This window comes from Marinobacter mangrovi (assembly GCF_016798325.1).
GTDB lineage: Bacteria > Pseudomonadota > Gammaproteobacteria > Pseudomonadales > Oleiphilaceae > Marinobacter_A > Marinobacter_A mangrovi.
Map to the genome: position 1 here is coordinate 26,689 of NZ_JAERVO010000007.1, position 14,053 is coordinate 40,741.

Genomic DNA, 14,053 nt, shown 5'->3' on the forward strand with positions numbered 1-14,053 from the left:
GAACAGGAGAGTCCGTCATGCGATCACTCAAGGTCGGCGATGTGATGTGGAATCACATCGAACCGGTGCACAGTGGAACGCCACTGACCAAGGTCGTGGAGGTGTTGCTGCGCAATCACGTTACCGGCTTGCCAGTCGTGGATGACAAGCGCCACGTGCTCGGCTTCGTTTCCGAGCAGGACTGCATTCATGCCATGCTGGTGACCAGTTATCACCATGAAGGGGAGCCGGTCGTGGAGGACGTCATGTTCTCCGATCCGCTGACCGTGCCACCGGAGATGGCCGTTGTGGATCTGGCGCAGAATCTCGGTCGTAACAAGCCCAAGATCTATCCCGTGGTGGACGGTGGCCGTCTGGTCGGTATCATAACCCGGGCCGCGATCCTGGCTGCTCTGGCCAAGACCGGCTATGGGGTGGCCGTGCCGAGGTTTGCCACCGAGGATTGATCGCCGCCGACGGGGAAATCGGCATGGCTCCGGGCGATCGGATCCTGACAGAACCGCGGCAGGCGGGTTGAACCGCTCACCCCGACGGACCCCGAGGCAGGCCGACGCCTGCCCGAAGGATGGACACTGGCGGGCGTCCGGCTATAGACCCGGACGCCTTTCCCGCAATTGAGGGTGGCGCAGAAGGCGGGCCGATCGCGATGGGTCACACGGTTGTGCGCTGCCCCGGACTGGGTAGAGAGGAATCAACGATGGAACTGCTTTCATCCAACCGCTGCTTTAATGGCGAGCACCGCCGGTATCGCCATCGTTCCGATGTGCTGGATTGCGACATGGTGTTTGCCGTATTCCTGCCACCGCAGGCCCGGAAGGCGCCTGTGCCCGTGCTTTACTGGTTGTCGGGACTGACCTGCACGGATGAAAACTTCATGCAGAAGGCCGGAGCCCAGAAGCGGGCCGCAGAGTTGGGCCTGGCCATCGTCTGCCCGGACACCAGCCCGCGTGGGGTGGATCTGCCCGGCGAAGACGACAGCTATGATTTTGGCAGCGGGGCCGGCTTTTACGTCAACGCCACCCAGGCGCCCTGGTCAAAGCACTACCGCATGTACGATTACGTGGTCCGGGAACTGCCGGCATTGCTGGAGGCCGAATTGCCGGTGACCGACCAGCGAGCGGTATCCGGTCATTCCATGGGCGGGCACGGCGCGTTGATCGCCGCCCTGAAAAATCCGGGCCGCTACGCCTCGGTTTCGGCGTTCGCGCCCATTTGCCACCCCACGGCCTGCCCCTGGGGCCAGAAAGCGTTCCTGGGGTATCTGGGCGGGGATGAATCCACCTGGGCGGAATACGACGCTACGTTGCTGATTCCGGAGGCGGAGGAGCGTCTGCCTCTGCTGATCGATCAGGGCACGGCCGACCAGTTCCTGGAGGAGCAGCTCTATCCGGAGACGCTGGCCGAGGCCTGTGAGCGCGTGCATCACCACGTGACGCTGCGCATGCACAGCGGCTATGACCACAGCTACTTCTTCATCGCCTCGTTCATTGACGAGCACCTGGATCACCACGCCAAGTCGCTGGGCCTGCTGTAATTCACGCGGCCTTGGGGGCTTGACGTCGGGGGCGCTGGACTCGCGCCCCCGGACCAGAGATGGGGTGGCGTGTCAGGCGTCGCCGTCCACCTGCAGCACCACCTTACCCTGGCTGGTGTTGGACTGCAGGTAATCCATGGCACTGGCGGCCTTTTCGATGGGGTATTCCCGATCGATGATCGGCCGCACCTCACCTTCGGCCAGCAACGGCCAGACCGTCTCGTACAGCGCGTCCATGACGTCACCCTTGACCGCCACCGGCTGTGAGCGGAGGGTGGAGCCGATCAGGCGCTGACGCTTCATCAGCATCAGGCCCAGATCCAACTGGGCCTGCCGGCCACCCATCAGTCCGATCAGCACGATGCGCCCGTTGGGCCGCAGCACCTGCTGATCCAAACCGATGTAATCGCCACCGACCGGGTCCAGCACCATATCGGCTCCGCCCCAGTCCAGCACGGCCGATACAAAGCTGCCGTTGTGGCGATTCCAGCCGTCGTCTGCGCCCAGTCTCATGCAGGCTTCCACCTTGGCGTCGCTGCCGGCCGTCACGAAGACCGGATTGCCCAGCGCACGACCCAACTGGATCACGGCAGTGCCGACGCCGCTGGCGCCGGCATGGAGCAGGATGCGTTCGCCCGGTTTGAGCGCTGCTTCCATGTAGAGATTGAGCCACGCCGTGGCGAAGACTTCGGGCAGGCCCGCGGCTTCGCGCAGCGACACGTTCTCCGGTAGCGGCAGAACCTGCGGCGCGGGCACCATCACCTGCTCCGCGTAGCCACCGCCGGCCAGCAAGGCACAAACCGGGTCGCCGACCTGGAGATGGGTGACGTCCTCACCCACCGCATGCACATGCCCGCTCACTTCCAGGCCCAGAATCGCCGACGCGCCCGGCGGCGGTGGATAGGCCCCGGCGCGTTGCATCAGATCGGCCCGGTTCATACCGGCATAGGCAACGTCGATCAGGACCTCGTTCGCTCTTGGCGAGCCCGGCGACGGGTGATCCCGCCACTCGAGCCGGTCGTTGTCGATGGCAATCGCTTTCATGGTGTCAGCCCTTGATGGCCTTGATGACCGCATTTGCGGCGTCTTCCGACGATGCCGGGTTCTGGCCGGTAATCAGGTTGCCGTCGACCACCACGTGAGAGCCCCAGTCGTCGGTCCGACTGTAATCACCACCGCTCTCCTTGAGCATGTCTTCCACCAGGAACGGAACCACATCGGTCAGCTGAACCGCCGCTTCCTCGCTGTTGGTGAACCCGGTCACCTTGCGGCCTTTGACCAGGGCTTCGCCGTTGGGCCCCTTGACGTGACGGAAGACACCGGGGGCGTGACACACCGCGCCGATCACCGTGCTGTTGCCCGCCGCTGCTTCCAGCAGCGTGATGGACGTCGGGTCCTCGGCAAGATCCCACAGCGGACCGTGACCGCCCGGATAGAAAATGGCGTCGAAATCGGATGAGCTGACGCTGTCCAGCTTCAACGTATTGGCCAGCGCCTTGCGGGCTTCGGTGTCCTGTTTGAAACGGCGCGTGGCGTCGGTCTGGGCGTCTTCGGCGTCGCTGTTGGGGTCAACCGGAGGCTGGCCGCCGGCAGGGGATGCCAGGGTGACGTCGATGCCGGCGTCCACGAAGGCGTAATAGGGGGAGGCAAATTCCTCGAGCCAGAAGCCGGTCTTGTGCCCGGTGTCGCCCATCTGGTCGTGCGAGGTCAGTACCATCAGTACTTTCATGTTGTTCCTCCTGAGTGCGTCATTGAATACCGTGATTCAACGCTAACGTATATTAGACCGGTCGTCTAATAGCTGTTTGCCGGTATATTTCTGCCTCTATAGAAGTATATAGGGACCGATACCGCCGTTATTCAACCCGTCACGTCGGGATGATCAGTTCGCCTCGATCCATTGTCTCAGGCGGAGCTGAGCGTCATCCGTCAGGGTCGGGTTGGCGGCAAACCAGAGCCGTTCCAGTGCGGTCATGATCGCGCTGGCCCGTTTCAGTTCCGATACGCCGAACCCGGTCATACGGCTCAGTGTGGTGATTTGATCACTGTTCAGGGCGAAACCGTTGATGGCGCCGCCCACATCCAGGCGCGGATCGCCGGCGCCGGCGAATTCCCAATCCAGCAGCGTCCAGCCGCCGCGACCGATCAGCAGGTTCCCCGGATGCCAGTCGTGGTGGCAGAGGACCCGGCAGTTGGGTGGCTGGTAGTGAGTCAACAGGGCATCAACACGCCGTTGTGCAGCGGACGCCTCAGGGCCGCAGCGTTGTGCCAGTCGGGTCATCTGCTCCGGAATATCGATGACAGGCAGCGGCGTCGTGATGGTGTGGACGCTTTCCAGGGCGTGAGCCAGCCAGTGGAGCCGGGTCGACGCGCCACCCAGGGGCGCTTCGCCGTGCATCCATTCGCTCAGCATGCTGTGGGCATCGTGGTGATGGACGATGGGCGCCCAGGGCTGTCCGGCGATGGTGTTGAGCACCTGCCGTTCCCGGGCGGTATCGATCCCCAGCGCATCCGGGTGCGGATGGTTCAGGCGCAGTGCAAACACGCCTTCGTCGGCGGTGAGCCGATACACCTCATTGCACAGGCCCGCATTGACGCGAGCGGCGTGGGCATGGCGCAATCGGCGTTGCCAGTCCTCCGGCAGAGGGGCAAGCAAACGGTCGATGTCGGGGGAAGGCGGTGACGTCATGGCGGATCCGGCAGAAAGCTCTGGCCGGTGTTATCGCACAGCAGTCAATGACGATCAAATGACCAGAGTTGGCCGTAGTCCATGGACGGCAGCATTTCCGGGACTTCCACCTGCTGGATTTCGTATTCCGGGCGGGAGCAGTCGCGCCTGAAGGCGCCGATGTAGCGGTTGCCGGTGGGGCTCATAATGGCCTGGGCCTGGGTGCCCTGCAGGCCGGAGGCGCGATGGGTCACCACCGCCACTTCGCCGTTGGCCAGCCGCACCAGTGAGCCCGGCGGATAAGCCGTAATGGCCTTGAGCAGGGCGTCGTGGATACTGCGGTCGTGCAACCCGTGGCTGGCTTCGGCCAGTTCGGACCGGGCCTGGGTGATGCTGAAACGGTCGCGGTAGGCGCGCCGGGTGATCATCGCGGTGTAACGCTCGGCCAGCGCCAGCATACGCGCTTCCGGCAGGATGTCCCGGCCGCTGAGGCCCTCGGGATAACCGGAGCCGTCCGGTTGCTCATGGTGCTGGCTGACGATCTTCAGCAGCAGGCGGTTGTCGATTCCTGCCCGCTCCAATGCGGCCACGCTCAGGATCGGGTGTTTACGGATGATGGCGCGCTGGTCGTCGCTCAGCCGGCGCCGGGACTGGTTGAGCTTGTCGAGGATCGGCAGCAGGGCGAGGTTGGCGGTCAGGGCGGCGCCCAGCAGAACCAGCACCCGTTTGTCGTCCATTCCCAACTGCTGGGCCGTGAAATAGCAAATGATGGCGTAGAACAGGGTTTGTTCGTAGGCGGTTGGCTCCACGGAATACAGGTGCACCAGCGCCAGGCACGGATCCGGCGCTTCCCGACAGCAGCGGGCCACCAGGTTGGCCAGGCCGATCACCCGACGCTGGGCATCCGGCGACTGGTTCTGCACCGACTGCAGCGTCACTTCCAGGGTCCGCAGGAGTTCCGGGTAGTCGCTGAAGGGGTTGCGGGGCCGGATGTCTTCTTCGGGTTCCGGCTCCGGTTCGGGGGTATCGCTGCGGCGGGGGTAGAACAGGCCGCGCTCGAACAGCTGCTCCAGCTGCACGTCCGTCTGGATGACGTAGCCCTGGGTCAACAGCACATTGCCGTCCGCGTCGTAGACGGTCCACGGCAGTGGCTTGCCGATAATCAGGGCGCCAGGGGCAATTCGGACTAGGTTTGGCACAACGCGCACGCTTTCCGGAGCTTATTATAATTGAGGCCTTCCAGAGGCCCATCCGACCAATTTAGCCTATTTCTGTACGTGTTGTAATAGAACGGGTGCCCGAAAGCGCCCCTGTAACAAGTTTTTGCTTTCCGGAGGGCTCAGGCGGTCTCTCCGGCGTGGCTGATCACCGTCTCGGGGGCCCCGTCGGCCAGTTGGCGACGGATGGCCTCGGGGATGGGGGTCTTGCCGCCGGCCCGGGCGTCGATCAGGACATAGGTGATGTCGGCGGTCATGACAAGGCGCTGTTCGCGATATTCCACAAACGCGATGTGCAGGCTGAACGACGTGTTGCCGATCCGGCCCGGCTCGATGCGGGCGCAGAGGACGTCATCGAAGTGAGCCGGGGCGCGCCAGTTCTGGTTCAAGTTGACCACCTGGATATCCACGCCCTGGTCCAGCAGGCGCTGGTAATCGCCGAACAGCGTGCGGATGTACTCGTTCATGGCGATGTCGACATAGTCGCCGTAGCGGGCGTTGAACACCACGCCCTGGGCGTCGCATTCGCCATAGCGAACCCGCAGGCGGAATTCAAAAGGCTCTGGCATGCGGTCATGCTCCTTTCAATTATGGGACCTGCTTCGTAACATTTGTCACAAGAGGCTACCCTTTTTTCCGGAACCGACTACGCTGTTGACAGATTCCGGGCGGATCACGGAAGGACTGTGCGCCGTGTCATGGCGCAAGGTCGGGTCGCCCACCGACAATAACCAATAATAATCGGGACACTGCCGTCCCTGCTGTGGCTGGCTTGCGCACCATGTTCTATCGATTGAGACACGACTTTCAACTGTCGATTATTACCCTGCTCGGTGCCTGTGCGGTCTTTGGCATTACCCCGTTTGCCGTGTTCCGTTTCCTGACCGGTAACGTCATGGCTGGCGTGACCGACCTGCTGATCCTGGCTTCAATCTGTGCCGCCGTGGTGTACGCCTGGCTGACTGGGGATAACCGGCGGGCCGGATTCTGCCTGGCGGTGTTTGCCTGTACCGGCGGAGTGATGGTGGCCACTCTGCTGGGGGATGAAGGGTTGTTCTGGCTGTTTCCCGCCCTGGTGACCAGTTTCTTCCTGGCCTCGCCGATTTTGGCGGTGGTGGTGAACAGCCTGGCCCTGGCGGCGCTGATGATTGACGGTTCCGCCTTTGATTCCCATGAGCAGATGCTGTCTTTCGTGACCACCTGCATCGTGGTCAGCAGTTGCGCCTACATCTTTGCCCGGCGCAACGAGCACCAACGGGAGCGCCTCGAACGGCTGGCCACCCATGACCCGCTCACCGGTGTGAAGAATCGGCGGGCCATGGAGGAGGAGATGCAGGCAGCGGTGGCCAACCACATCCGCAATGACATGCCCTACGCCCTGATCATCTTCGATCTCGATCACTTCAAGCGCATCAACGATGCCTACGGACACGCCCGGGGGGATGAGGCGCTGGTGGAGTGCACCGACCTGGTCCGGCGCTGTACCCGCCGCAGCGATCAGCTGTTCCGGTTTGGTGGAGAAGAATTCGTCCTGTTGATGCCCGGTGTACAGGCCAGCGGCATCCAGGCGGTGGCGGAAAACCTGCGGCACAAGGTGGCCAGCGAACTGCAGACGCCCACCGGCCCGATCACCGCGTCGTTCGGTGTCTCCTGCCTGCAGCCGGGGGACGATGCCGAATCCTGGCTGGCCCGCGCCGACGACGCCCTCTACGAAGCCAAGAGCCGCGGTCGCAACCAGGTGGTGATCAGGCTGTTGCCGGCTGAGCCGACACCCGGAAGCGGAATAGCCGGGTCCCCAGCATCAGACCAGCGGATACCAGGCTGACCGTCAGCCCGACCCAGAACCCGGCCGCGCCCATGGGATCGGCGAACGTATCGGTGAACGTCAATACCCAGCCCAGCGGCAAACCGATCCCCCAGAACGAGAACACCATGATCACCATGGGAACGCTGGTGTCCTTGTAACCGCGCAGCGCGCTGATGCAGGTGACCTGGGTGACGTCGGCGATCTGGAACAGGGCGGCGAACACCAGCAGGTGCATCGACACCGCCTGCACCGCCGGATCGTTGGTGTAGAGGGCGGCGATCAGGCTGTTGCCCAGCCACAGGATCGAGGCGAAACACAGGGCAATGGCGACCGACAGTATCAGCGTACTGCGACCGAGCAGGCGTGCAGTGTCCGTCTCGCGGGCGCCTACCAGGAAGCTGATGCGCAGCGTCAGGGCCATGCCCAGGCTGAGCGGCACCATGAACACCAGCGACACCACGTTCAGGGCAATCTGATGACCCGCCACCACAACGGGGCCCAATGGGGCGAGAAACAGCGCGATCACCGAGAACATGCTGGCCTCGACGAAGATGGTGAACCCGATCGGTACGCCCAGTCGCAGGACTTCGTTGATGATCTCCCAGTCCGGCCTGGCACGCTCCCGCCACAGGTGAAAGTGGTGGAAGACCCGGCTGCGATTCAGGTAGACCAGCAGGCTGAGCATGGCGATCCAGCTGGATATCGACGTGGCCCAGCCGCAGCCGACGCCGCCCATGGCCGGCATGCCCAGCTTGCCGTAGATGAAGATGTAGTTCAGGGGCAGGTTGATCAGCGTGCCCAGCACCGAGAACGCCATGATCACATGCGTATGGCCCAGCCCGTCCGTCAACCCACGCAGGGCAGTCATCAGCAGGATGGCCGGCACGCCCCAGCAGAAGGCGTCCAGGTAGCCCTGGGTCAGCAGCGCAGTGTGCAGGTCCAGCCGTAGCAGGTTGAGCACGGGCCGCACGTTGAGCAGCAGGCCCACCATGATCAGCGCGGCGCCCAGCCCGATGTAGATGCCCTGCCAGGTGACCGGCATGATCTGCCCGAAGGCCCGGGCGCCCCGGTGACCGGAAACGATGGGCTGCAGCGCACCCAACACACCCATGAACATCAGGAACAGCGGCACCCACAGGCTACTGCCGATGCCCACCGCGGCCAGGTCTTCGGCGCTGGCGTGGCCGGCCATGACCGTATCGATCACGCCGTTGGCCACCTGGGCGATCTGAGCGATCAGGATGGGGCCGCCCAGAAGCGCCAACGTCTTCCACTCCGCCAGGGTGCGGGCCACGGTGCCTTGCCGGGCTTCGGGAATGGGCTGATGGGTGTCGTCCACGGGTCTTGCGTCCAAGGTGAAAGGGCGGTTCAGGGAGATAGAGCGCGGTTGAGACTATCATGAAGCCACACCGCAGAGCTGACTCAGGTCATAGTGGAATCTACGGATGCCCGGACACCTGCTAGACTGCGGAAGTCCCGTTGTGTCGGGTCCGCCGGCACCCACCGTCACAAGGAAGATGACCATCAACCGCTTTGTCCAGTTTCGAAGTCACGACGGCCGCCTCTCGCTGCGAGACGGTCGCGATCTGGTCTACACCGACCTGGGGGATCCTCAGGGTACGCCGATCCTGTTTGCCCACGGTATGCCCGGCTGCCGCATGGAGGGCTGGTTCTTCCATCGCCAGGCCCGGCGCCACGGGTTTCGCATCATCACGCCGGACCGGCCGGGGATTGGCGGCTCCACGTTCCAGGCGGACCGCGTGCTGTTGGACTATCCCGATGATGTGGCCCAGCTGGCGGATGCGCTCGGCATCGACCGGTTTATCCACATGGGCTGGTCCAGCGGCGGCTCGCGGACCCTGGCCTGTGCCTATGCCATGCCCGAGCGGGTCCGGCTGGCGGTGTCCCTGTCCGGGTATACCAATTTCGCCGAATACGACGGCCGCAAGGTGTTGCTGGAGGCCACCCGCTGGCCGGGTCCGATGCTGGCGCGGATCAGCCCGATGCTGCTGCGGTTGGTGGTGCGGGTGGTGATGCGCCTGTCACGCCGCCATCCGGGCCTGTACATGCGTGAGGCCCGTCAGCTGATCAGCGCGGACGATCGGGCACTGCTGTCGTCCTTCATGCGCACCCAGCTGTTCCGGGCGGATCAGATCACCTGTCTGGAAAGCGGGGGCCGGGCCATCGCCCAGGATTTGATGACCGAACTGGTGGACTGGGGGTTCCGTCTGCGGGAAGTCGGCGTGCGCACGCTGATCTACCAGGGGCGCGAGGATCCGTTCGTGCCGGTGGCCTATGCCCGTCACCTGGCGGAGAACCTGCCCAATGCGGATGTCCGCCTGCTTCCGGACGCTGGGCATCTTTATCCGCTGTCTGAAACTTTCCAGGCTGAGCTGTTCGAGCGTCTGCGGGAAATCGTCAAAGCCGCGTGAGGGGCAACATGACCCGGACGCAGAGTCCGGGGCGCCCGTCGTCCCGGTCTTCCAGCACAAGGCGGCCGCCGTGGAGTTCGGCAATCCGGTTGGCGATGGCCAGCCCCAGACCGGCGCCGCTGCCCTGGCGCTGATCCAGTCTTACGAACCGTTGCAGGGCCCGTTCCCGAGCCTCCGGGGCAATGCCCGGTCCACTGTCGCAGATCCTCAGGCAGGTGTCGGCGCCCTTTTCCGTTAATTGCAGGGTGACTTCACTGCCGGCCGGGCTGTACTGGATGGCGTTGGCGGTCAGTGACCGCACCAGGGTGGCAATCAGCGCGCTGTGGCAGAGAACCCGGTCGCTGTCGACGCGATCGTCGAGAATCAGTTCCACGTTGTCCCGGAGCGCCACCGGGGCCACATCGGCCACGGCCTGGGCCACGATGTCCGAAATGCTGTCCAACTGGGGTTCGCCGGGGGCGCCAGCGTCAATGCGACTCAGCAACAGCATCTGTTCGACCAGGTGATTCATCCGGTCTACCGACGCCAACAGGTCCGCAAATTGCCCGGGAGATTTTTCGCTGGCCTCTTCCAGGTTCAGGCGCAGGGCGGCCAGCGGTGTGCGCAGCTCATGGGCGGCATCGGCGGAGAACTGGCGTTCCCGCTCCAGCGCCTGATCCAGGCGTCGCAGCAGGCCGTTGACGGCACTGACCAGACCATGGACTTCCGGCGGAGCCTGCTTTTCGTCGAGGTGGTGAATGCGTTCCGGCGCCATGTTGCGGATCGGGCGTTCCAGTTGGCGCAGCGGCCGGAAGGTCCAGCGGATGGCCAGGACCACCAAAACCAGCAGGACAGGCAATACGATCAACAGCGGCAGCACGTTGCTCATGGCCAGTTCACCGCTCAGTTCGCTGCGGATATCCTCGCGCTGACCGCTCAGGATCCACAGGCCGGTTTCCGGATCGCGCAGCGTGAAGGTGCGCCACTGGTAGCCGCCGGACTCGGCCCACGCATAGCCGGGCGAGGGCCGGTCACTCTGTTCGGTGAGGGCGGGCGACGACAGCAGGGGGGTGCTGTCCTTCGCCCAGATCTGGAAGGCGATTTTCTTCTCGTATTTATGGCCCAGCTGATTGGGCAGGGCTTCATCGTCGTCGTCCGGGTCGTCCACGCCGGGCGGCAGTTGCAGCGAGTCTTCCAGCGCGTCCTTCAACTGGCCCAGTGGCTGATCGTGAGAGAGGTGGTGAACCAGACCCTGAACGATCCGGGCGCTCTGGGCCAGTTCGGCATCGAACACCTCTTCCAGTTCATGGTTGCTGCCCAGATAACTCCAGACGGCGGCAACCAGGGCCAGGAACAGGGTCAACAGGGCGACGGTCAGGGAAAGCTTGCGGGTCAGGGACATCAGGACACGGCATCGGCGTTGCGGGCTTCATTGGAGTCGAGCATGTAGCCGACCCCGCGGACAGTGCGAATCAGCGTCTTGCCGATTCGCCGGCGCAGGTGGTGGATGTGGACTTCCAGGGCGTTGCTTTCGGCGCCGTGGTCCCAGCCGTACAGTTGATCCTCCAGGCGCCGGCGTGTGGCGACCTGGTCCGGGTGGCGCATCAGGTAGTGCAGGATCTGGAATTCCGCCCGGGGCAGGGTCACGGCACTGTCGGCGAGGAACAGCTGGCCGTGTTCGGGATTCAGCTTCAGATGGCCGACGACCAGGCTGCTGTCGGCCTTGCCCTCGGCGCGGCGGGTCACGGCACGGATGCGGGCTTTCAGCTCGGCCATGACGAATGGCTTGGTCATATAGTCGTCGGCGCCGGCATCCAGTCCTGTGAGCTTTTCATCCATATCGCCACGGGCAGTGAGGATGATGATGGGCGTTGGAACGCCGCGCTTGCGCACGTCCTTGAGGACGTCCAGCCCATCCTTGCGGGGCAGGGTCAGGTCCAGCAGGACGAGATCGAAATGCTCGTCGGCAATGGCATTGGCCGCTTTCTGGCCATCGTCGATCCAGTCGACGGTATCGTGGTGTTCCCGCAACATGCCCAGCATGGTCCTGGCCAGGTGGTGATCGTCTTCGACCAGCAGTATCCGCATTCCTGAATCCTTTTCCCGCAACGCCCGCAAGGCTTCCATATAAAGCTTAAGTATGGCTTAAGAAAGCGATATTGGCGGCTTAAGTTTCCATTAAGGCGGGTCCTCTAGTCTGTGTAAACCTGACGAGAGAGACCGATGACCATGCCTGATACCTTGCCTCATCCGGACCGGCTTTCATGGCCCGAGGATTTTCGCCCCGAGCTGAGCCTGGCCGGTCGTAGCCTGTGTTCCGTCAGCCCGGATTCCCCTGCCGAAGAGCAGGTTGTCCGATTCATTCAAAGTCGCTTCCTGGATGCCTATGGTGCGCGACCACGCCTACGTATTGCCAGCCTGATGGCCCTGCTGAGTCCCGAAAACCGGGTATCCGCTGCGGTGGGTGTCCGTTGCGCCGCCGAAGAACGCCTGTTTCTCGAGGATTACCTGGACGGGCCGATCGAGTCCGCCATTCCGGACGGTTCCGCCCGCTCTTCCATTATCGAAGTGGCGCACCTGGCCGGGGTCGAGCCCGGCGTCAGCCGGTTCCTGTTCCCGCTACTGACCATCTGGCTCGCCGACCGCGACGTGCAGTGGATCGCCTTTACCGGCACGTCACACCTGCGAAACAGCTTCGATCGGATGGGCATCCGCACCGAGATCGTCGGCAACGCCGATCCTGCGCGCCTGCCTGACAAGGGCCGCGGCTGGGGCCGCTATTACCAGCACTCGCCCATGGTCATGGTGGCTCATGTGCCCTCGGGCCATGATGCCCTCACGCGACTGGGCCTGCTGCGGCACATCCACCGGGTGCCAGCTGCGGGAGGGCGCTATGAGCTCTCTGCTTGATACTGTCTTGCAGCGGGTGATGGAGCAGCCCGACGCCATTGCCCTGAAGTCGCCGGATGAAAGCTTCACTTACGAAGAACTGATGACCGCCGTGGAAGTGCTGGCAGAACGCCTGCGTGAGAGTGGCTTGCAGCGGCTGGGTCTGTGTGGTGACAACAGTCCGGGGTGGATCATTGCGGATCTGGCCTGCCGTCTGGCCGAGCTGGTGTGTGTGCCGGTCCCCGGTTTCTTTTCGGAGAAACAGGTGCAGCATCTGTGCGACAGCGCCGGATTACAGGGGCTGCTGTTCGGTCGCCCTGCGGATTTGCCGTCAGGCGATATCGAATCGGTCCCGATCTGGGGGCCGGTCTGCCTGCGGACGCTGCACACGACCGGCGTTGAAGGCCACGTGCCGGCAAGTACGGCCAAGATCACCTTTACCTCTGGCAGCACGGGCACCCCACGCGGCGTCTGCCTGTCCGGCGAGCATCAGGATGCGACGGTCCGGGCACTGGCGGAGCGGGTCGGCTCCCTCGGCATTCGACGCCACCTCTGTGTGCTGCCGCTGGCGACGCTGCTGGAGAACGTCGCCGGCGTCTATCTGCCTTTGTCCCTGGGGGCGACGGTCCATGTCTGGCCAGTCAGCCAGCTGGGCTTCACCGGCAGCAGCCAGCTGGATGTGCCGAAGTTGCTGCAGGCCTTGCACGCCTGTCAGCCCGATTCGCTGATCCTGGTGCCGGAGCTGGCCACGCTGCTGGTGACCGCCGCGGAACAGGGCGCACTATCGGGACTGCGCTTCCGCTTCCTGGCTGTGGGAGGCGGTAAGGTCTCGACGGCGTTGCTGGATCGCGCCGATGCTCAGGGCCTGCCGCTTTATGAAGGCTATGGCCTGTCCGAGTGTGGCTCGGTGGTGGCGCTCAACGGCCCCGACGCCAACCGGCCCGGTTGCGTGGGCAAGCCGCTCTCCCATGTCGAGGTGTCGGTGAGCAATCTGGGCGAGATCCTGGTGCGCGGCAATACCCACCTGGGCTATCTGGGCGATGAACAACGTCCCCGGGAGCCTCTGGCTACCGGCGATCTGGGCCGGTTCGATGACGATGGCTTCCTGGTCGTCAACGGCCGTTCCAAGAACCTGCTGATCACCAGCTACGGTCGCAATATCAATCCCGAGTGGCTGGAGAGTGAGCTGGTGCAGTCTGTCGGCGCGCGTCAGGCGCTGGTGTTTGGTGACGGTGAGCCGAGACCCCGTGCCCTGTTGGTGATAGCCGACAGCCGGGACAGTGACGCCGTGGCGCGTGCCGTGGCGGAGCTGAATCGGACGCTTCCGGACTACGCCCGCTTGTCACAGCTCTATATCCGCCGTGAACCGTTGTCACCGCATCAGGGGCACGTTACTCCCAATGGCCGCCTGATCCGGCCCCGTTTAATGGCCGATCTCGGTGAGCTGCTGGCGGCCGCTGAACAAAGCGATCCGGCCGCCATCACCCTATCCGAAGCCCGTTGCGGCTGATCCAGAACCACGAGGAA

Annotated in this window: 14 protein-coding genes; 6 read left to right on the forward strand and 8 right to left on the reverse strand. The window is 63.9% G+C overall.

Annotation, left to right across the window (positions count from 1 at the left end):
- The first annotated feature begins 17 nt into the window (after positions 1-17).
- Both JL474_RS18225 and fghA read left to right on the forward strand, forming a co-directional pair.
- Positions 18-446 (forward strand): CBS domain-containing protein, encoded by a 429-nt coding sequence (locus tag JL474_RS18225; protein WP_123635614.1) that lies wholly within the window; start codon positions 18-20, stop codon positions 444-446.
- A 251-nt stretch (positions 447-697) separates the two neighbouring features.
- Complete coding sequence (fghA, locus tag JL474_RS18230) at positions 698-1,534, forward strand: S-formylglutathione hydrolase (protein ID WP_203143194.1); 837 nt, start codon at positions 698-700, stop codon at positions 1,532-1,534.
- A 72-nt stretch (positions 1,535-1,606) separates the two neighbouring features.
- Here the strand turns inward: fghA and JL474_RS18235 are convergent, their stop codons facing one another.
- From JL474_RS18235 to JL474_RS18255, 5 genes are all read right to left on the reverse strand, one after another.
- Positions 1,607-2,578 (reverse strand): NAD(P)H-quinone oxidoreductase, encoded by a 972-nt coding sequence (locus JL474_RS18235; RefSeq protein ID WP_123635612.1) that lies wholly within the window; start codon positions 2,576-2,578, stop codon positions 1,607-1,609.
- 4 nt (positions 2,579-2,582) lie between these two features.
- Positions 2,583-3,263 carry a type 1 glutamine amidotransferase domain-containing protein gene (locus JL474_RS18240; RefSeq protein ID WP_203143195.1) on the reverse strand — a complete coding sequence of 227 codons (681 nt, stop codon included), beginning with the start codon at positions 3,261-3,263 and terminating at the stop codon, positions 2,583-2,585.
- Positions 3,264-3,416: 153 nt separating this feature from the next.
- A complete protein-coding gene (locus tag JL474_RS18245) occupies positions 3,417-4,223 on the reverse strand; it encodes a phosphotransferase (RefSeq protein WP_203143196.1) in 807 nt (268 codons plus the stop codon).
- 44 nt (positions 4,224-4,267) lie between these two features.
- The gene (locus tag JL474_RS18250; RefSeq protein ID WP_131484034.1) at positions 4,268-5,401 is read right to left on the reverse strand and encodes an HD-GYP domain-containing protein; all 1,134 of its coding nucleotides are present in this window, start codon (positions 5,399-5,401) and stop codon (positions 4,268-4,270) included.
- A 140-nt stretch (positions 5,402-5,541) separates the two neighbouring features.
- Positions 5,542-5,988 carry an acyl-CoA thioesterase gene (locus tag JL474_RS18255; RefSeq protein ID WP_203143197.1) on the reverse strand — a complete coding sequence of 149 codons (447 nt, stop codon included), beginning with the start codon at positions 5,986-5,988 and terminating at the stop codon, positions 5,542-5,544.
- A gap of 224 nt (positions 5,989-6,212) precedes the next feature.
- Here JL474_RS18255 and JL474_RS18260 point away from each other — a divergent pair, with 224 nt between their 5' ends.
- A complete protein-coding gene (locus JL474_RS18260) occupies positions 6,213-7,244 on the forward strand; it encodes a GGDEF domain-containing protein (RefSeq protein WP_328797847.1) in 1,032 nt (343 codons plus the stop codon).
- Here the strand turns inward: JL474_RS18260 and JL474_RS18265 are convergent.
- Positions 7,165-8,565, reverse strand: coding sequence for an MATE family efflux transporter (locus JL474_RS18265; RefSeq protein ID WP_203143198.1), 1,401 nt, complete (start codon positions 8,563-8,565; stop codon positions 7,165-7,167). The two genes, JL474_RS18260 and JL474_RS18265, sit on opposite strands and share 80 nt — an antisense overlap.
- A 178-nt stretch (positions 8,566-8,743) precedes the next feature.
- On the opposite strand from JL474_RS18265, the gene JL474_RS18270 reads away from it, so the two are divergent.
- Positions 8,744-9,658: an alpha/beta fold hydrolase gene (locus JL474_RS18270; RefSeq protein ID WP_203143199.1), complete on the forward strand. Its 915-nt coding sequence runs from the start codon at positions 8,744-8,746 to the stop codon at positions 9,656-9,658.
- On the opposite strand, the gene JL474_RS18275 is transcribed toward JL474_RS18270, so the two are convergent.
- Together JL474_RS18275 and JL474_RS18280 are read right to left on the reverse strand one after the other, a co-directional pair.
- Positions 9,645-11,039, reverse strand: a complete 1,395-nt coding sequence (locus JL474_RS18275; protein WP_203143200.1) for an ATP-binding protein — start codon at positions 11,037-11,039, stop codon at positions 9,645-9,647. The two genes, JL474_RS18270 and JL474_RS18275, sit on opposite strands and share 14 nt — an antisense overlap.
- Positions 11,039-11,725 carry a response regulator gene (locus tag JL474_RS18280; protein WP_123635604.1) on the reverse strand — a complete coding sequence of 229 codons (687 nt, stop codon included), beginning with the start codon at positions 11,723-11,725 and terminating at the stop codon, positions 11,039-11,041. The genes JL474_RS18275 and JL474_RS18280 overlap by 1 nt, the downstream gene beginning before the upstream one ends.
- A 135-nt stretch (positions 11,726-11,860) precedes the next feature.
- Here JL474_RS18280 and JL474_RS18285 point away from each other — a divergent pair, with 135 nt between their 5' ends.
- Positions 11,861-12,547, forward strand: a complete 687-nt coding sequence (locus JL474_RS18285; protein ID WP_236012370.1) for a thermostable hemolysin — start codon at positions 11,861-11,863, stop codon at positions 12,545-12,547.
- Positions 12,531-14,036, forward strand: coding sequence for an AMP-binding protein (locus JL474_RS18290; protein ID WP_203143201.1), 1,506 nt, complete (start codon positions 12,531-12,533; stop codon positions 14,034-14,036). The genes JL474_RS18285 and JL474_RS18290 overlap by 17 nt, the downstream gene beginning before the upstream one ends.
- Positions 14,037-14,053: the final 17 nt, after the last annotated feature.

Bases quoted from the DNA above. Each gene is read 5' to 3' on its own strand.
- JL474_RS18225 (WP_123635614.1), top strand. From the start codon at position 18: ATGCGATCACTCAAGGTCGGCGATGTGATGTGGAATCACATCGAACCG.
- fghA (WP_203143194.1), top strand. From the start codon at position 698: ATGGAACTGCTTTCATCCAACCGCTGCTTTAATGGCGAGCACCGCCGG.
- JL474_RS18235 (WP_123635612.1), bottom strand. From the start codon at position 2,578: ATGAAAGCGATTGCCATCGACAACGACCGGCTCGAGTGGCGGGATCAC.
- JL474_RS18240 (WP_203143195.1), bottom strand. From the start codon at position 3,263: ATGAAAGTACTGATGGTACTGACCTCGCACGACCAGATGGGCGACACC.
- JL474_RS18245 (WP_203143196.1), bottom strand. From the start codon at position 4,223: ATGACGTCACCGCCTTCCCCCGACATCGACCGTTTGCTTGCCCCTCTG.
- JL474_RS18255 (WP_203143197.1), bottom strand. From the start codon at position 5,988: ATGCCAGAGCCTTTTGAATTCCGCCTGCGGGTTCGCTATGGCGAATGC.
- JL474_RS18270 (WP_203143199.1), top strand. From the start codon at position 8,744: ATGACCATCAACCGCTTTGTCCAGTTTCGAAGTCACGACGGCCGCCTC.
- JL474_RS18275 (WP_203143200.1), bottom strand. From the start codon at position 11,039: ATGTCCCTGACCCGCAAGCTTTCCCTGACCGTCGCCCTGTTGACCCTG.
- JL474_RS18280 (WP_123635604.1), bottom strand. From the start codon at position 11,725: ATGCGGATACTGCTGGTCGAAGACGATCACCACCTGGCCAGGACCATG.
- JL474_RS18285 (WP_236012370.1), top strand. From the start codon at position 11,861: ATGACCATGCCTGATACCTTGCCTCATCCGGACCGGCTTTCATGGCCC.
- JL474_RS18290 (WP_203143201.1), top strand. From the start codon at position 12,531: ATGAGCTCTCTGCTTGATACTGTCTTGCAGCGGGTGATGGAGCAGCCC.